Origin of the sequence: Rhizobium sp. TRM95796 (assembly GCF_025779995.1) — a bacterium.
GTDB lineage: Bacteria > Pseudomonadota > Alphaproteobacteria > Rhizobiales > Rhizobiaceae > Rhizobium_E.
Genome location: NZ_JAOXHE010000001.1, coordinates 586172 through 602670, shown reverse-complemented (window position 1 = coordinate 602670; position 16499 = coordinate 586172). Strand labels below are relative to the sequence as shown.

The 16499-nt window shown below is 61.6% G+C and carries 16 protein-coding genes; 7 read left to right on the top strand and 9 right to left on the bottom strand.

The genetic code is table 11. From position 1 onward, the window contains the following. Positions 1–22: 22 nt before the first annotated feature. On the bottom strand, positions 23–1195 hold the full coding sequence (locus tag OCK01_RS02900) for a calcium-binding protein (protein ID WP_263822617.1): 1173 nt from the start codon (positions 1193–1195) through the stop codon (positions 23–25). Between the two features lie 138 nt (positions 1196–1333). Here OCK01_RS02900 and OCK01_RS02895 point away from each other — a divergent pair, with 138 nt between their 5' ends. Beyond that, on the top strand, positions 1334–2461 hold the full coding sequence (locus OCK01_RS02895) for an ATP-dependent DNA helicase (RefSeq protein WP_263822616.1): 1128 nt from the start codon (positions 1334–1336) through the stop codon (positions 2459–2461). 192 nt (positions 2462–2653) lie between these two features. Here OCK01_RS02895 and OCK01_RS02890 read toward each other — a convergent pair whose 3' ends face one another. Next, complete coding sequence (locus OCK01_RS02890) at positions 2654–4525, bottom strand: glycosyltransferase family 2 protein (RefSeq protein ID WP_263822615.1); 1872 nt, start codon at positions 4523–4525, stop codon at positions 2654–2656. Between the two features lie 139 nt (positions 4526–4664). Continuing rightward, on the bottom strand, positions 4665–5363 hold the full coding sequence (locus OCK01_RS02885; protein WP_263822614.1) for a MerR family transcriptional regulator: 699 nt from the start codon (positions 5361–5363) through the stop codon (positions 4665–4667). Positions 5364–5816: 453 nt separating this feature from the next. On the opposite strand from OCK01_RS02885, the gene OCK01_RS02880 reads away from it, so the two are divergent. Both OCK01_RS02880 and OCK01_RS02875 read left to right on the top strand, forming a co-directional pair. Then, entirely contained in the window at positions 5817–6569 is a 753-nt protein-coding gene (locus OCK01_RS02880; protein ID WP_263822613.1) for a pyridoxine 5'-phosphate synthase, read from the top strand. Positions 6570–6798: 229 nt separating this feature from the next. Beyond that, positions 6799–7305, top strand: coding sequence for a hypothetical protein (locus OCK01_RS02875; protein WP_263822612.1), 507 nt, complete (start codon positions 6799–6801; stop codon positions 7303–7305). Between the two features lie 47 nt (positions 7306–7352). Here OCK01_RS02875 and OCK01_RS02870 read toward each other — a convergent pair whose 3' ends face one another. From OCK01_RS02870 to OCK01_RS02855, 4 genes are all read right to left on the bottom strand, one after another. Then, positions 7353–7712, bottom strand: coding sequence for a DUF4087 domain-containing protein (locus OCK01_RS02870; RefSeq protein WP_263822611.1), 360 nt, complete (start codon positions 7710–7712; stop codon positions 7353–7355). A gap of 66 nt (positions 7713–7778) precedes the next feature. Then, a complete protein-coding gene (locus OCK01_RS02865; RefSeq protein ID WP_263822610.1) occupies positions 7779–9005 on the bottom strand; it encodes an MFS transporter in 1227 nt (408 codons plus the stop codon). Between the two features lie 38 nt (positions 9006–9043). Further along, positions 9044–9655, bottom strand: coding sequence for a TetR/AcrR family transcriptional regulator (locus OCK01_RS02860; protein WP_263822609.1), 612 nt, complete (start codon positions 9653–9655; stop codon positions 9044–9046). A gap of 79 nt (positions 9656–9734) precedes the next feature. Beyond that, the gene (locus tag OCK01_RS02855) at positions 9735–10445 is read right to left on the bottom strand and encodes an aspartate/glutamate racemase family protein (RefSeq protein WP_263822608.1); all 711 of its coding nucleotides are present in this window, start codon (positions 10443–10445) and stop codon (positions 9735–9737) included. Between the two features lie 147 nt (positions 10446–10592). Between OCK01_RS02855 and OCK01_RS02850 the strand changes: the two genes are divergently transcribed. After that, entirely contained in the window at positions 10593–11057 is a 465-nt protein-coding gene (locus OCK01_RS02850; protein WP_182829071.1) for an Lrp/AsnC family transcriptional regulator, read from the top strand. A 43-nt stretch (positions 11058–11100) separates the two neighbouring features. Here OCK01_RS02850 and OCK01_RS02845 read toward each other — a convergent pair whose 3' ends face one another. After that, on the bottom strand, positions 11101–12099 hold the full coding sequence (locus OCK01_RS02845) for an aldo/keto reductase (RefSeq protein ID WP_263822607.1): 999 nt from the start codon (positions 12097–12099) through the stop codon (positions 11101–11103). 118 nt (positions 12100–12217) lie between these two features. On the opposite strand from OCK01_RS02845, the gene OCK01_RS02840 reads away from it, so the two are divergent. From OCK01_RS02840 to ilvC, 3 genes are all read left to right on the top strand, one after another. After that, positions 12218–13114: a LysR family transcriptional regulator gene (locus OCK01_RS02840; protein ID WP_182829073.1), complete on the top strand. Its 897-nt coding sequence runs from the start codon at positions 12218–12220 to the stop codon at positions 13112–13114. Between the two features lie 233 nt (positions 13115–13347). Then, positions 13348–13995: a TetR/AcrR family transcriptional regulator C-terminal domain-containing protein gene (locus tag OCK01_RS02835; RefSeq protein WP_263822606.1), complete on the top strand. Its 648-nt coding sequence runs from the start codon at positions 13348–13350 to the stop codon at positions 13993–13995. 45 nt (positions 13996–14040) lie between these two features. Continuing rightward, the gene (ilvC, locus tag OCK01_RS02830; protein WP_263822605.1) at positions 14041–15060 is read left to right on the top strand and encodes a ketol-acid reductoisomerase; all 1020 of its coding nucleotides are present in this window, start codon (positions 14041–14043) and stop codon (positions 15058–15060) included. Positions 15061–15129: 69 nt separating this feature from the next. Here ilvC and OCK01_RS02825 read toward each other — a convergent pair whose 3' ends face one another. Further along, positions 15130–16317 (bottom strand): GGDEF domain-containing protein, encoded by a 1188-nt coding sequence (locus OCK01_RS02825; RefSeq protein ID WP_263822604.1) that lies wholly within the window; start codon positions 16315–16317, stop codon positions 15130–15132. Between the last annotated feature and the right edge of the window lie 182 nt (positions 16318–16499).

Genomic DNA, 16499 nt, shown 5'->3' with positions numbered 1-16499 from the left:
TCGTCTGGAATGTTATCGGGGGTCAATCGAAATACACATCATTGCTTGTCAATGTTGCAATCGTCATGCCTTCGACAATCAATCGATCCTGCCCGGAGAAGATCACCAGATCGCCCGCCGAATTCTCCATGACGTGATGCGCCTTGAGATCGGCAAATCCGGTTACCCCGTTCAGCTCCTTGAGCGCCAGCTTGTCGGTATCGTCCTGAAAGTCGATGATCGTATCGCCGCCATAACCGGTCTTGAAATAGAACGTGTCCTCATCGCCGATCGCGCTGCCGCCGCTCAGCATGTCATTGCCGGCGCGCCCATCGAGAAAGTCGTTGTTGTCCTGGCCGAACAGCTTGTTATTGGCGCTGTTGCCCGTCAGGCCGTTGCCGCTGGCGTTGCCTTTGCCTGTCGTATTGCCGGCGCCGAGCAAGACCAGCATTTCGACATCGGCGGCCAGCGTGTAGCTGACCGTGGATCGGACTATGTCTGTGCCGCCGCCGAAGGCTTCGACCAGCCGTATCGTGCCGTTTGACGTCCAGAGCGTGTCGTTGCCGGCGCCGCCGATTACGTCTTGATCGACGGTTCCTTTGCGGGTGTCAAAACTGTCGTTGCTGCCGCCGAGATCGATCTTGCCCTGAATATCGCCGCTGTTGACGACGATTTCGCGACCATTGAAGCCCTTGATTGCCGTGGTCTTGCCGATCAGCAGACCCTCGTTGTTGATGCGCAGGACATCGAATTCGTCGCTGAGCGAGTTGATGCCGTCCTCGTTGCTGCGTATCGTCGCTCCGCCGAGATTATCGACCCGGCCGCCGGCGATGGTGACCGCGTCCGATCCCGCCTTCAGCGTTCCCGCGTTGGTGAAGTGTCCCTGGTCGTAGTAACCAATGCCATCGCCAAACATGCTGATCAGGCCGCGGTTGGTGATTTCGCCGCCATGCACGGAATAGATCCCGTCGTCGCCGATCAATTTCCCTGTGCCGGTCACGAGAATGATGGATCCTGTTCCTTGGTCGAATATCGTGTCTTCTTCACAGCGCAAGACGCCCCTGATCTCGACGCGGTTGTTGGTGGCCGTACCGGTAAGGTGAATGGCCATGTCGGGATCACGGATCGTCACGCCCTGATCAACGATAAAACGATCGCCGCCGCCATCGATGATCAGTGTGGTATTGCGGTTGCTGCTCACATGGAAGGTCGACACGCCTTTACTCCGGATGTGGTTTCAGGTTGCGCATAGCGTTGCTATCCTAGCCCGGATTCTCGGTAATGTCTCAGGCCGTCATCATATCGATCCTGTCGCGCACTTGCATCGCGCCCCCGAATCCTGCCTAGTCCCGCCATGCAATTTTCGACCCAACAGGATGAGGCGCTCCAAGCCGTCGCGCGCTGGCTCAAGGACGGACGGAGCCAGGTGTTCCGGCTGTTCGGCTATGCCGGCACCGGCAAGACCACGCTCGCCAAGCATTTCGCCGAGAATGTCGACGGCGAGGTGCTGTTCGCCGCCTTTACCGGCAAGGCGGCGCAGGTGTTGCGTTCGCGAGGCGCCTCCAACGCCAAGACGATCCATTCGCTGATCTATCGCCCGAAAGGCGAGGAGGAGGTGGAGGACGAGGTGACGGGCAAGACGAATATCGCTCCTATGTTCTCCATCAACCGCCAGAGCCCGGTGGCGAAAGCGCCGCTGATCGTCATCGACGAATGCTCGATGGTCGACGAGGCGCTGGGAAAGGATCTCCTGAGTTTCGGCACGAAAGTGCTGGTGCTCGGCGATCCCGGCCAGCTGCCGCCGGTGTCGGGCGGGGGGTTCTTTACCGAGCAGGAGCCGGATTTCCTGCTCACCGAAATCCACCGCCAGGCGCGCGACAATCCGATCATCCAGCTGGCCATGCAGATCCGCGAGGGTCGCGAAATCATGCATGGCGACTACGGGACCGCGCAGGTGATCTCGCGCAACGATGTGACGCAATCGCTGGTTCTGGAGGCCGACCAGGTGCTGGTCGGCACCAACAAGACCCGCAAGCGCTACAATCAGCGCTTGCGCGAGCTCAAGGGGTTCGCGAGCGGCTATCCGGCCGCCGGCGACAAGCTGGTCTGCCTCAGGAACGATCAGGTCAAGGGCCTGCTCAACGGATCGCTCTGGCAGGTGATGTCGTCGTCGAAGGAGACGACGAAGCCGGGCATCAACCTGCTGGTCCGGCCCGAGGACGACGACATGGATCGCGGCGCGGCCAAGATCAAGCTGCTGAAAGCCGCCTTCGAAGAGATCGACGGCGAGATCCCCTGGTCGATGCGCAAGCGCTATGACGAATTCGACTACGGCTATGCGCTGACCGTGCACAAGGCGCAGGGCTCGCAGTGGAACAATGTCGTTCTGTTCGACGAAGCCTGGGCCTTCCGCGACAGCCGCGAGCGCTGGCTCTACACCGCCGTCACCCGCGCCGCCGAAACATTGACCATCGTGCGCTGATCGGGGATCGAGCCGCGAGCGAGGTCGAATTCCAAGAACAGCGCAAAATAAGAAATATGGTCGGTCGTGGCCGAGCCGGTGACTGGGAGCGTCGCGCAGCGCCGGCTGCCTGCAAAATATCCTTTTCCAGGCTTCATCATGGATGGAGCTGTTGCGGGTCGGCTACCTCGTCCTTCTATCCGGAAACAAGTCTCATTCGTCAGGCATGGGCGGCGACTGCGCGGAGGTGTCGCCGATGAGCTTCAGAAAGGCTTGGCCAGCCTCGCCTGCATCCTTGATCGCGGCAGTCTCGGCGAAGATCGGTTTGAACTCGGCGATACGGGCATGAAAGGCCGCCTTGACAGCTTCGATCGCGTCGGCGACCCCCGCTATTCCTTCCAGTCGCGCCATTTCTTCGCCGAGCCCTGAAGCGCAGCGCGTGATCCAGTCATTTCGCATGGCGTTTCTGGGCGTATAGAATTCCATGAAATCCCGGAGGAACTCCTTTGTGATCGAGATGCCGTCTCGGCCGGTCTTCTTCGCGTAATCGCCTCTATTGCGGGAAAATTTCCAGAGAAACTCCTCGGCCGACTTGAAGAAGTAGTGATAGATGCAGGCAAAATCCCGGTTGGGATTGTCGCTCAGGGCGGTGCCGTAGATTCCCGAATGCGCCGAGGCTTTTTGATGGCTGTGAAGCGCCGATGTCGAATCTCTGAACAGGATTGTGGATTTGACAGGCGCGATCGGAAAATGCGGTTCTGAATAGATAAATTTGCGGGGCTTGCAGAGTGATTTCACATGCGCGTCCACCGCGGGATTCCCGAGTTGGTCGACGAACCTTTCGCGCAGCGGAAGATCCCGCCAGTGCGACTCGCCGGTTGGGCCGATAAAGACCCAGTTCAGCGCGATAGCGTCGACGTCCTGGCGCTCCTGCCAGTCGAGATAGTCGATGACGGAGGAAAAGCGCGCCGGATTGACGACGAAATACTCGTCCATGTCGATGGTCAGGCACCAGCGATAGTCCAGGATATCCGGCAGAATGCCGAACGCATGCCCATAGGCCTTCAGTTGAGCTGCGCCGCCCTCCGGCACGAGATTTCTGATCCAGACGATCTCGCCGGCTTCGGCGAGCGCCGCAAGAAGCAGGTCGGATTGGTCGTCGTTGTCGTTGCTGTAGATGAAGATTTTTTCAAAGCCCAGCACACGATGATGCGCCAGCCATTCGATCAGGTAGATGCCCTCGTTGCGGGCCGTGGCCACAATACAGGCGTTTTTGGTCGGCTCGACCATGCGGCGCGCGGCGCTTGCGCAGGCATGCGGCAGCGATCGGTAAACACGGTCGCGGGCCGCTTTGGTGATGGCGTCGAAAGACGAGTCGATCTCGCGGATCGAATGTCCGGGCCTTTCGCGGGCCGCCGCCTTCAAGAGGTCCACGAAGCCGTGTTTCGCCCAGATGTCGTCCGGAAACTTGGCGGCGAACGTCTCGGCAATCTTCGGGTCGGCGAACAATTGCGATGCAAAGGCATTCAGCCGCTTTTCGCCGACTATGGGCAGAACTCCGTTGACCGTATCGACAAGATCCGGCTTCATCTGCTTCACCGCGCCGGCGATATCGACGTCGACCATCAGGCTGCGCAGGACAGGCGCCAGGGCCTCGAGCCGGTCACGAAGATAATTGAAGCGTTCTGGGAGAGCGACTTCGGTCAGCCGGAACTCTTCCCATTGCCTGGCCTCGCGTCGATTGGCCGAAATCACATGCTCCGTGTCATCAGAGTTGACGGGTGGCGCGCACAGGTAAAGCCCATTTTCAAAGGAGACGAGATTGTAGATCTCTTCGCGGCCGGTCTGATACGCCATGAGCGGCAGGAAGGGGGCAGGTAGCCCGAGATTGTCGCAGCGGATCGGCAGGGCTTCGGCCACTGCGCTGGCCACGAAAATGAAGCGATCGTCGTCGTTCAGTCTCGCTGCGATCACGGGCACATGGCGTTCGTCGAGACTGTCGTAAGTCGTGTTGAGCAGCCTGCCAGATCCATCTTCCGCGCAGACGACTTCGTCTCGTGACGTCCTAAACCTGAAAAACTTCATGCGACGGCCCAACATACAGCATTAGGCGTCGTATAGATGAGATCGGCGGGCGTGTATACTCATCGTCGAGCGTCTCGAACAGTTGGGGTGTGGCGGGCGACAGCGCCGATATTGCGAACCTGTCGGGACGCCGGGGCCGTCAGTCCCCCACGATGCCGAGCAGCACCGCCTTCGCGACCGCCTGAAAGCGATTGGAGGCGCTGAATTTACGAACGATTCCGCCTTCCATCGTCAATACCTGTTCGAGCGCGATGTCGAGGGCTTTGGAAATGCGGACGGGATTATAGCCCTCGGCCATCAGTTTCAGGCAATGGAATTCGCTGTCGCTGAGGAAGGGCGGGTGCGCCGGGAAGTTCTGATTGTCGGCGTCGTCGCGCACCGCGTCCATTTCCGTGAGCGCCGTGGTGATCTGCTGCATCTGGCGACGGATCAGCGATTCTTCGGCGACGAGTTCGTTGCGGCGGGCGATCAGCGCGGCCCGTAGCTTGGCCTCGCTCTCGGCGACGCTTTCGGAATAGGTGAGTTCGGTCAGAAGATCCTGGATCTGCGCGATGGCCATACCGGTCTCACGGCAGAGATTGATCAGGCCCATCATGCGGATCTGTCGATGCGAATAGATGCGCATCGCGCCGTGACGATCGGGTTGCAAGAGCCCCTTTTCCTCGTAGAAATGTAGGGTGCGATGCGTGACGCCGAAGAAATTCGCCATTTCGGCGATCGGCAAGGGGTGTTCCGGCAGCGGGCGCGGCAACGGCGCTTCGGGTAGATGGGCGATCGCCTGCCAATCGGACGAGGCGTCCGAGACGAATTGAAGACGATCCGGGCTCTGCTCTTGCATCTCGTCCTACTCTCTCCGGGGCTCTGTCCGGATCGGCGTTTCCTCTTCCCGCCAGCGATGTTTTGATGATCATTCGCCGTTACGGGGATTCACTTCATGCTCAGCGCCTCATGCACCTCCGGTTGTCGCCCGCGTTGTCGCCTGGCATAACGTCCGGATCCAGGAATTATCGTCGTATCAGTAAACTGCGTGTGGATTCGCCACAAAGCATCATCTAATATTCGATAATACTCATACACTATTTTTCAATTTCAGGTAATGGAAAAATACTGTTTCCACCTTCGTCTTTCGTCCATGCGTCGTCAACGACATCCTAGCGCAACCATGCCCGGCAAACCTAGCGCCAACTTTGTGATTGATCAAATTTGCGCGTAGAAAGATGAAGAAAAGTCGCTGGAGTCGCGATCTGCGATCGGTTAGTTAAGCCTGATACAGGGATCGGGAGTAAACGTCATGGCCGCCAGCCTATCGGTGAACCTCAACGCCATCGCCATGCTGCGAAATCGCCGGGATTTGCCGTGGCCGAGCGTGGTCGGGTTGGGCCGCGCGGCGCTCGAGGCGGGAGCCGGTGGATTGACCGTGCATCCGCGGCCCGACCAACGCCATATCCGCTTCTCCGACGTGCCGGAATTGAGGGCGCTGATCGATCGGGAGTTTCCCGGTCGCGAATTCAACATCGAAGGATATCCGTCGGAGGATTTCCTGCAACTGGTCGAGGCCGCCCGGCCGGATCAGGTCACTCTCGTGCCCGACGACCCCTCACAGGCGACTTCCGACCACGGCTGGGATCTTGCTGAAAACCGCACTCTGCTGGGCGAGATCTGCGGGCGTCTGCGTGACGGCGGCATGCGTTCGTCGCTCTTCGTCGACGGAGGCATCGGCGGCGAACTCGTTTCCATCGCCCGTGACGTGGGGGCGGACCGTATTGAACTCTATACCGGTCCCTATGGCGGATGTTACGACGACCCGGTTGCAGCGGCGGACTGGATCGAAAAGCTGGGCGGAACCGCCGACCATGCCCGCGATTTTGGTCTCGGCGTCAATATCGGCCACGATCTCACCGTCGAGAATCTGCCGGCCCTGATGGCGCGCATTCCCTATGCCGACGAAGCGTCGATCGGACATGCGTTGACGGCGGACGCGCTTCTGTACGGGATGCCGGAAACGGTTCGCCGGTTTCGCCGCGCCCTCGGCCAGACGCTCTGATCGGCGCAAGGGCGGTCCGCGCCGCCCTTGCCGCCAGTGAATCATACAATTTTATGTGTATTGTCGCTGTTCACTATTAATTGAAACCATGCCCGCACTATTCGTCTTAAATACCGTTTTCACGGCGGGTGAGACGAATTGTTTGTCTTTTATTCGTCTATTTGAGGAGTTATGGACTGGCTTGTAAGAGCGTTGACCGCAATGCTGCGAACGGCTGGGATTTGTCCTTATGTTGACCTTGCCCGAAAGGGTGCGTTTCAAAAAGAAACCCTATCTCTCCTTGAGATCGCGCCTGAACGCGCGGCAGGTGATGACGCAGGCGCAGGTCTTTTTCAGTGAGGTGCGGGCGGAGCTGCACCGTCAAAAGACGACCGACCATGGCCTCGCTTTCTTCCGGTACAATCTCTTCGCGCCGAATGGCGAGATGGAAATCGATTTCGGCTATTTCACGCCGCGCCTGCTCGTCGCCAGGACGCCGTTCCGTTCCGCCTATATGCCCGCCGGCAATTTCGTCAGCGTAAACTGGCATGGCCACTACGACCGTCTGCGCGAGGTGCATTCCATGCTCCGCGGCTGGATGGAGATCATGGGGTGTCCGCCGGAGCAGATGCCCTCGGCGGACGGTCAGGCCTTTGCGTGCAGCCTCAATATCTTTCACCGCAGCATGGTCCATGACCCCGATCCGAAGAACTGGGTCACGGAAGTCGCCTATGCGCTGCCGCAGTCGGCTGGTTGAAGGCACAGGCCGCCTTCCGAATCACGGGGCCAACCCGGCCCGGTCTGTTATTCTCCCGGAGACCTCAGCGCCTTGTCGCGCTTGCAGGTCTTGAGCGGCAATTGCTTGAAGCTGGAAATCGAAACGATCCGGCTTTCGCCGACATCGACCTCCGCGTCGACGCAGGCGCAACCATAGCCGTAATTGCCATTGGTCGCCACATAGTCGCCGGCCGAGATGTCGCCGATCAGGTCCATGCCTTCGGCTTCGCCGCTGCCCTGGGCCGCGAGGATCCAGGACCCGTCGCGGTCGGTGAGCCACCAGTTGCCGGGGGTGGGATTTTCGATCCAGCCGCAGAGTTTTTCGGCGGACGCCGCCCCGGCCGTCGCGGTGAGGGCCAGGGCGATGAGAAGAGTCTTGATGCGCATGAATTGCCTCCGGATGTGCGGGCCGGATGATACCAGCCCGCGCATCTGAGGCGAAGGGGTTCGGGACTATGATTTCCGCGTCGCGCGTCCTGGCCGGAATTCAGTGAGGAGCGCGAGCAGAGCGAGGGTGGGGAACGCAAGGCCGACCCAGCTCGTCCGTTCCCAGCCGCCGGTGGCGTAGGCCCAGCCGCCCAACGCCGAACCGACCGCGCCGCCTGCGAAGAAGAAGGCCATGAACAGGCCGTTCAAGCGGCTGCGGTTTTCCGGCGACAGGCTGTAGATGGCGCGTTGCCCGCAGACCAGACTGGTGGTGACGCCGAAATCGAGGATGATGGCTGCGGCGACCATGAGCCCGAGCGCCAGCTTGGAGCCGTCCGTCGCCACATGGCTGATCAGGAAAGCGACTATCGCCATCAGCATCGCCGCGATGGTGGCGAAGCGGGTGAGGCCTCGGTCGGCGAGACGTCCGGCGATCGGCGAAGCGATGGCGCCGGCGGCGCCGGCCAGCGCAAAGAGCGCGATGCCGGTCTGGCTGAGACCGAAAGCCGGACTGGCGAGCAGCAGCGGCGAGGCGGTCCAGAACAGGCTGAAGGCGGCGAACATGCCGGCCTGATAGACGGCGCGGCGCTGCAGCACCCGTTCGGTGGCGGCGAGCCTGGCCATGGAGGCGAGGAGCGCGCCATAGCGCATGCGGGCGACCGGGCGACGTTCCGGTATATTCAGCCGGAGCACGATGGCGATCACGGCCATAAGCGCGGCGGTGATGAAATAGACGGCGCGCCAGGACATGAATTCCGACAGGAAGCTCGAAAAGGGCCGCGCCATCATGATGCCGATCATCAGGCCGGACATGACGTTGCCGACGACGCGGCCGCGGGCGTGATCCGGCGCCATGCCGGCGGCGAAGGGCACGACGACCTGGACGGCGACCGAAGCGAGGCCGATGGCGAGCGAGGAGGCGAGAAACAGTCCGGCCGTGACCGAAAAGCCGGCGCCGAGCAGCGCGAGGCCGGCGGCCAGGATGAGCCCGATCATCAGCCTCCGGTTTTCCAGGAGATCGCCGAGCGGCACGAGGAAGAGCAGGCCGAGGCCGTAGCCGATCTGGGTCAGGGTGACGATGAGGCCGGCGGCTGCGGGGCTCATGCCGAGTTCGAGGCTGATCGGCCCGGCCAACGGCTGGGCGTAATAGAGATTGGCGGCGACCAGCCCACAGGTCGCGGCGAACAGGAAGGTGAGAAGAGGCGAGATCGCCTGCGGCGCGCGCGCGCCTTCAGCGGTGGTGGCGATGGACATCGGAGGCTCCGGTCGGGGTTTTCGTCTTGGGAGGACGGTTAATCGAGAAGTTTCATGGCGGTGGCGGCGATGGCCTGCATCTCCGCCTCGCTGCGTCCGGTCTTGCCGATGACGCGCATGCCGTAGAGCAGGCAGAGCATCGCCTTGGCGGTCGCCTCGGCATCGACATGCACGGGAATCGAGCCGTCGGACTGGCCGTCGCGGATCACGTCGAGGATCAGGCTTTCACGGACGGAGACGGCGTTTTCGATGCGGGCCTGCAGATCGGGATCGAAAAGGGCGAGATCGCGCGCCGACCCGATGACCAGGCAACCGCGACGACCGGACTCGCCATGGGAATTTCCGGCGTAATAGTCGATCAGCCGCCTCAATCGTTCTCGGCCAGTGGCGGCCTCATTGAGATGGTCGGCGATGCGGAGATCACGGGTGGAGGTGTAGCGGTCGAGCGCGGCGGCGAAAACGCCGCGCTTGTCGCCGAAGGCCTTGTAGATGCTGCCGGCTGTCAGGCCCATGGCTTCGCCGAGATCGCTGATCGCGGCCGCCGCATAGCCTCGCTCGATGAACAGGGCCATGGCGGCGTCGAGCGCCGCTTCGGTGTCGAATTCGCGCGGGCGACCGCGGCTTTTCTGCAGGTCCAGAGTATCGGACATGATCGCGCCTTTCGGAAATGATCGTTTCCCATTTAATAGGGAATGATCATTTCCAAATCAAGCGTTTTTTCGTCCATCGTCAGGCGCTGAGGCGCATTTGCTTCGGAAAGGCGAAACGGGCCGCCGCGTCGCAATGGATCGCAGTGGAATCGAAGCCCGGCAGCGGCGTCTTCTCCGGGTCGAGGCTCAGGCAGATTTCGGTGCAGCCGAGAATCACGCTGTCGCAACCCTGATCCTTCGCGGCTTCGATCAGGCCGGTGAGGTCGGTGCGGGAGCCGTCCAAGACATGGCCGGCGCACAGCTCTTCGAAAATGATCGCGTGGGTGCGGGCGCGGCCGGATTCGTCAGGCGTCGCCAAGTCCAGCCCATGCTGTGCGAAACGGCGGTGATAGAAGCCGTCCTCCATCGTGTATCGGGTGGCGAGCAGCAGCGGCTTGCGTTTGCCCGCCGCCTTGAGCGCCAGCGCCGTCTCGTCGATGATGTGGAGCAGGGGGACCGAGACCGCCGCCTCGACCTCGTCGGCCACTTTATGCATGGTGTTGGTGCAGATCAGCACGCAATCGGCTCCGGCCAATTGCAGCTTCGCGGCGGCGTCCGACAGCACCGCGGCGGCCTTGTCCCACCGACCGGCTTTCTGCAGCGTGACAATCTCGTCGAAATTCACCGATCGCAGCAGAATGTCGGCGGAGGCAAGGCCGCCATAGGCGGCGCGCGCCAGACGGTTGAGATTGGCGTAATAGACTGCTGTGCTTTCCCAACTCATGCCGCCGATCAGGCCGATTTTTTTCATCTCGTGTCCCCTATGACTCGTTCCGACATGAAATCTAGCGCGTCGATCGCGGCGGATGTTTGCGAATTGGGTCGAACTCATCTATCTTGGCGCTGAAAAATTGCATCATTTAGCTTCAGGGCGCGCGAAACGAGGCGCGAAACGGATATGCTCGACGATCGAGATCGCAAACTTCTGGATCTGATGCAATCGGATGCCGGTCTGCCGGTGGCGGAACTCGCCGAGCGCGTGGCGCTGTCGGTGTCGGCCTGTTCGCGACGGATACAAAGACTGGAGGCCGAGGGCTATATCATCGCCCGCCGGGCGGCGCTCGATCCCAACAAGATCGGCCTGCCGACCACGGTGTTTGCGCTGATCAAGACCTCACGGCATTCCGACGATTGGGTCGAGGCCTTTCATAAGGCCATCGCCCGTATTCCCGAGATCGTCGAGGCGCATCGGCTGACGGGCAACTACGACTATATCCTCAAGATCGCTCTGCCGTCGGTCGAATATTACGATGTGATCTACAAGCAGATCATCCGCCAGGTGGAGCTGTTCGACATGTCCGCCTCGATCTCGATGGAGGCGCTGAAACAGGGCGGCGCGCTGCCGGTGACGCATGCGGTCTAGCCATGTCCCGGCTCGCGCCGGGCCATGGCGGGGCGTCGCGCCGTCAGCCGCGCTTTTCGCTGTCGAGATGGGCCATCATCTGTTCGGCGTAGCGTGTGCCGGCCACGGCGTCGGCCGGCACGGCGGCCTCGATATGGGCGATATCCTCGGCCGTGAGCGTCTTATTCAGCGCTCCGAGCGATTCCGACAATTGGGTCCGCTTGCGGGCGCCGATCAGCGGCACGATGTCTTCACCCTGGGCGACGACCCAGGCGATGGCCGCTTGCGTCGCGCTCATGCCGCGTTCCGTCGCGACCTCCTGCAAGGCTTTGGCCAAGGCCATATTGCGTTCCGCGTTCTCGCCCTGGAAGCGCGGGCTATGGGCGCGGAAATCGCTGGCCGCGATGGCGCCTGTGTTGAACGATCCGCTGAGCAGGCCGCGCGACAGCACGCCATAGGCGGTAACCGAAATGCCCAGTTCACGCGTCGTCGGCAGGATGTCGGCCTCGATACCGCGCGACATCAGCGAATATTCGATCTGCAGATCCGAAATCGGATGGACGCTGGCGGCGCGGCGGATCGTATCCGAGCCTACTTCCGACAGGCCGATATGGCGGACATAACCTTCCTTGACCATGTCGGCGATCGCGCCGATCGTGTCTTCGATCGGCACATCCGGGTCGAGCCGCGACGGGCGGTAAACGTCGATATAATCGACGCGCAGCCGCTGAAGCGTATAGGCCAGCGCCGATTTCACCGCCTTCGGGCGGGCGTCGTAACCGAGCCAGGCGCCGTTCGGCGCGCGCATCGCGCCGAATTTGACGCTGAGCAGATATTTGTCGCGCGGGACGTTCGCCAGTCCTTCGCCGAGCAGCATTTCGTTGTGGCCCATGCCGTAAAAGTCGCCGGTGTCGAGCAGCGTGACGCCTGCATCCAGCGCCGCATGCAGCGTGGCGATGGATTCGGCGCGGTCGGCCGGTCCATACATGCCCGACATGCCCATGCAGCCGAGGCCGACAACCGAGGTCTGTGGGCCGGTTTTTCCGAGTGTGGTGGTCTTCATGTTCCGTCTCCTTTGCATTCGTCCCGCCCTGCGGTTCCGGGAATGAGGGTCTTTTACCGCGCTCTCGGTTGTGCGATAATCCGGATGAGATGAAACACCCCGTGCGGAAAATCGTACAATGAGCCAATTGCCGCTCGCCGACCTCGAAGCCTTCGCGGCCGTCGCAGAATCCCGCAACTTCAGACGGGCGGCATCATTGCGCGGCGTCTCGGCCTCCGCGCTCAGCGAAGCGGTGCGACGGCTGGAGGCGAAACTCGGCGCTCGCCTGCTCAACCGCACCACCCGCAGCGTAACGCCGACCGAAGAGGGTGAGCGGCTTCTGGAAAAGGTGCGGCCGCTGATCTCGGAGATCTCCACGGCGCTCGAACGGGTGGCGGAAACATCGGACCGCCCTGCGGGTCGTCTGAGGTTGAACGTGCCGTCTTTCGTGGCCCGACAGATCCTGCCGCCGATCGCGATCGCCTTTCTCAGGGAATATCCGGCCGTCACCCTCGAAGTGCAGGCGAGCGACACTTTCGTCGACGTTTTCGCCCAAGGCTTCGACGCGGGCATCCGCTATGACGAGAGCCTGGAACAGGACATGATCGCCGTCCCGATCGGCCCGCGTACCCAACGCTTCGCCGCCGTGGCCTCGCCGGACTATCTCGCCCGACATGGAACGCCGCGGCATCCGCACGACCTGCTCAAGCACGCCTTTATCCGCCATCGCTTCGACAGCGGCAGAATGTCGGCGATGGAGTTCGAGAAGGACGGCGACGTCATCCGCGTCGCCCCCGATGGACCGCTGGTCGCCAACATAATCGATATCGAACTCGCGGCGGCGCTCGGCGGTCTCGGCGTGCTCGCGACCTTCGAGGAGGTCGGTCGCGCTCATGTCGCCACGGGCGCGCTCGTGGAGGTGCTCAGGGATTGGCAGCAGCCTTTTTCCGGACCCTATCTCTACTATCCCAGCCGACGGCATATGCCGTCGCCGCTTCGGGCGTTCGTGGATTTCATCCGGCGCTGGCCAGGCTGATTCTCAGGGAAAAAGACGGCGACAGGTGTTTGTCGCTTGTACGGGAGAATATGCGTCATCGCGTCGAAGGACGATCCCTCCTTATTGTTCCGGTCCGTCTCTGAGGTGCGGACCCTGTTTGAATAGCTGTTGCCGAAAATCCAGCCTGGGCCCCTTGACCTCCCCCATAATCCCCTGCATAACCATCGCGAACCGTACCGTACGGTACCGCACTGCAGCATTGAGGTGGAGCGATGTTGACCACGGCAGAGACCAATCCGGATCAGTTTTCGCCACGGCAGAACGCCGTGCTGGAAGAGGCGCTTCGCCTGCTCGTCTCAGGCGGCGAAAAAGCGTTGACGACGGCGGGGGTGGCGCGCGCGGCCAATTGCTCCAAGGAGAGCCTCTACAAGTGGTTTGGCGATCGCGACGGGCTGATGGAGGCGATGATCGCCTATCAGGCCTCGAAGGTGAAGACGGGCGAGGCCAATGCCGGCGCGCTGACGCGCGACAGCCTGGAAAAGATGCTCGACGATTTCGCCATCGCGCTGCTCGACGTGCTGTCGGGCGATGTGTCCCTGGCGCTCAATCGCCTCGCTATCGGCCAAGCCAGCCGCGACGGCTCGCAGCTCGGCGAAATGTTGCTGGAGCGCGGGCGTAAACAGATCGGCCGCCGCGCCGCGACCCTGCTGATCGCCGCCAAGCGGGCGCGCCTGATCGAATTCGACGATGTGACGGAAGCCTACGAGGTTCTGTACGGATTGATCGTCAAGGACTGGCATGTCCGGCTGCTGCTCGGCGAAGACATGTCGGCGGCGAAAAAAGAGTTTGGTTCGCGGGCGAAGAGGGCGGTTGCCGCCTTCCTTCGGCTCTACGGAACCGATAAGGGGATGGCGGGCTAAGACCGCCGAATTCAAAGACAGACAGCTAAGGGAAGGACATTCAACATGCGCGTCTATTACGATCGTGATGCCGATCTCAATCTCATCAAGTCCAAGAACGTCGCCATCATCGGCTACGGTTCGCAGGGTCGCGCCCATGCGCTGAATCTCAAGGATTCGGGCGCCGGCAATGTCGCCATCGCGCTGAAGGCCGGCTCCAAGACCGCCGCCAAGGCCGAAGCCGACGGCTTTAAGGTCATGACCGTCGCCGAAGCCGCCGCCTGGGCCGACCTGATGATGATGGCCACCCCGGACGAACTCCAGGCCGACATCTATCGCGACGAAATCGCCGGCAACATCCGCGACGGCGCGGCAATCGCTTTCGCCCACGGCCTCAACATCCATTTCGGCCTCATTGAGACCAAGGCTTCGGTCGACGTCGTCATGATCGCGCCGAAGGGTCCCGGCCACACCGTGCGCGGCGAATATCAGAAGGGTGGCGGCGTTCCCTGCCTCGTCGCCATCCATCAGAACGCGTCGGGCAACGCCCTCGAGCTGGCTCTTTCCTACGCCTGCGGCGTCGGTGGCGGCCGTTCGGGCATCATCGAAACCACCTTCAAGGAAGAATGCGAAACCGACCTGTTCGGCGAGCAGGTCGTTCTCTGCGGCGGCCTGGTCGAACTCATCCGCGCCGGCTTCGAGACGCTGGTGGAAGCCGGTTACGCGCCGGAAATGGCCTATTTCGAATGCCTGCACGAAGTGAAGCTGATCGTCGACCTGATTTATGAAGGCGGCATCGCCAACATGAACTACTCGATCTCCAACACGGCCGAGTGGGGCGAATATGTCACCGGTCCGCGCATCATCACCGCCGAAACCAAGGCTGAGATGAAGCGCGTGCTGCACGACATCCAGACCGGCAAGTTCACCTCGGACTGGATGCAGGAATACCGCGCCGGCGCCGCCCGCTTCAAGGGCATCCGCCGCATGAACGACAATCACCAGATCGAAGAAGTCGGCGCCAAGCTGCGCGGCATGATGCCCTGGATCGGCAAGAACAAGCTGGTCGACAAGGCCCGCAACTGATCGCGTTGCGCTTTTCAGGATTTGAGATTGAGAAACCGGGGGCGACCCCGGTTTTTTCGTGATCGGCCTTCAAGCGGTGGCGATATCCCCGTCGCCGTCGACCGCCACGCGGTTGCGGCCCTTCTGCTTGGCGCGGTAGAGCGCGCGGTCGGCGCGGGCGACGAGATCGGCAGGGCTCAGATCGGCGCGGGTGCGGGTGGCTGCGCCGAAGCTCGCGGAGATGGACGGCGCAGCGTCGGCGAGATCGCCCAACTCCGCCGCCGCGATGGCGCGACGGAGCCTTTCCGCCAGGCGCGCGGCTTCGAAGGCGTCGGCGCCAGGCAGGATGAGGGCGAATTCCTCGCCGCCATAGCGCGCGGCATGGAAGTCGCTGCCGTCCAAGACCTCGGCGATGACGCTCCCCACCAACCTCAGACAGTCGTCGCCGACCTGATGGCCGTGGCTGTCGTTGAACGCCTTGAAGTGATCGATGTCGAGCAGAATCAGCGACAGCGGCGCCTGGGTGTCCGAGGCGAAAGCCGCATTCAGCGCCGCATCGAAGCTGCGGCGATTGGCGATTCCGGTCAGCCCGTCGGTCAAGGCGTGGCGCGCAAGTTGCTCATTGGCCTGTTTCAATTTTCTGTTGGCGTCGGCCAGCTGCTGCAGCGCGGTTTCGCGCTCGTATTCGGCCAAGATTTCGCCGAGATAGAGATCGCTGAGACGAGCGAGATAGGTGAGTTGAAACAGAAAATAAACAAGGCATATCAACGCCATCATCCACTGGCCTTCGAGGGCCGCCGCGATCGACACGGTGCTCATCAGAAGCGCGATATTGATCAGCATTGGGGCGGGCGACATGAAGGCCCGCGCCGCCGAGGACTGGATGATGCCGCAACCGACGGCCAGGATGATCAATTTGCTGTCGGGGGTTCCACCGAGATAGAGCGAGGCTAGGGAAAGGGCCCAGCACAGGCCGGAGGCTACCGACAGGATGGCGAAGATCCGCGTCCATTTCGTCAGCGAATGATCTCGGCGGCGTCGGAACGCGATCTGACCGAAGACCCGCAGAGAGAGTTGTAGGGCAATAAGGCATGCTACAAAGGAGACGGGACCCGTCTGGCCGTTCAGCCAGGGCTGAAGGGCGGCAAGGCCTATGGCGAGCGCAGCCATGACATGCGGCGTGATGTGAAAAAGTTGGGCGAGCTGCCGCCAATGGGTCTCGGGCAGGCCGAGATCCAATCCGATCATGATCCGGGTCAGTTGATGGAGCCGCTGCACGCTGTCCTCTCGTCAAGCATCTCAGTGGCTATTTATTTTAACTTGTATAAAAAACTACTACTATTGCGAAGCAATGCGCCTGCAAACTCTCGTAAAAATACCCTCCGTAGCATGGCAAGCGACGTTTTCGCGCTTCGACAGTGACCAAAAAGCGTTGCTTGAAATTAGGTCAGTATTGTTGA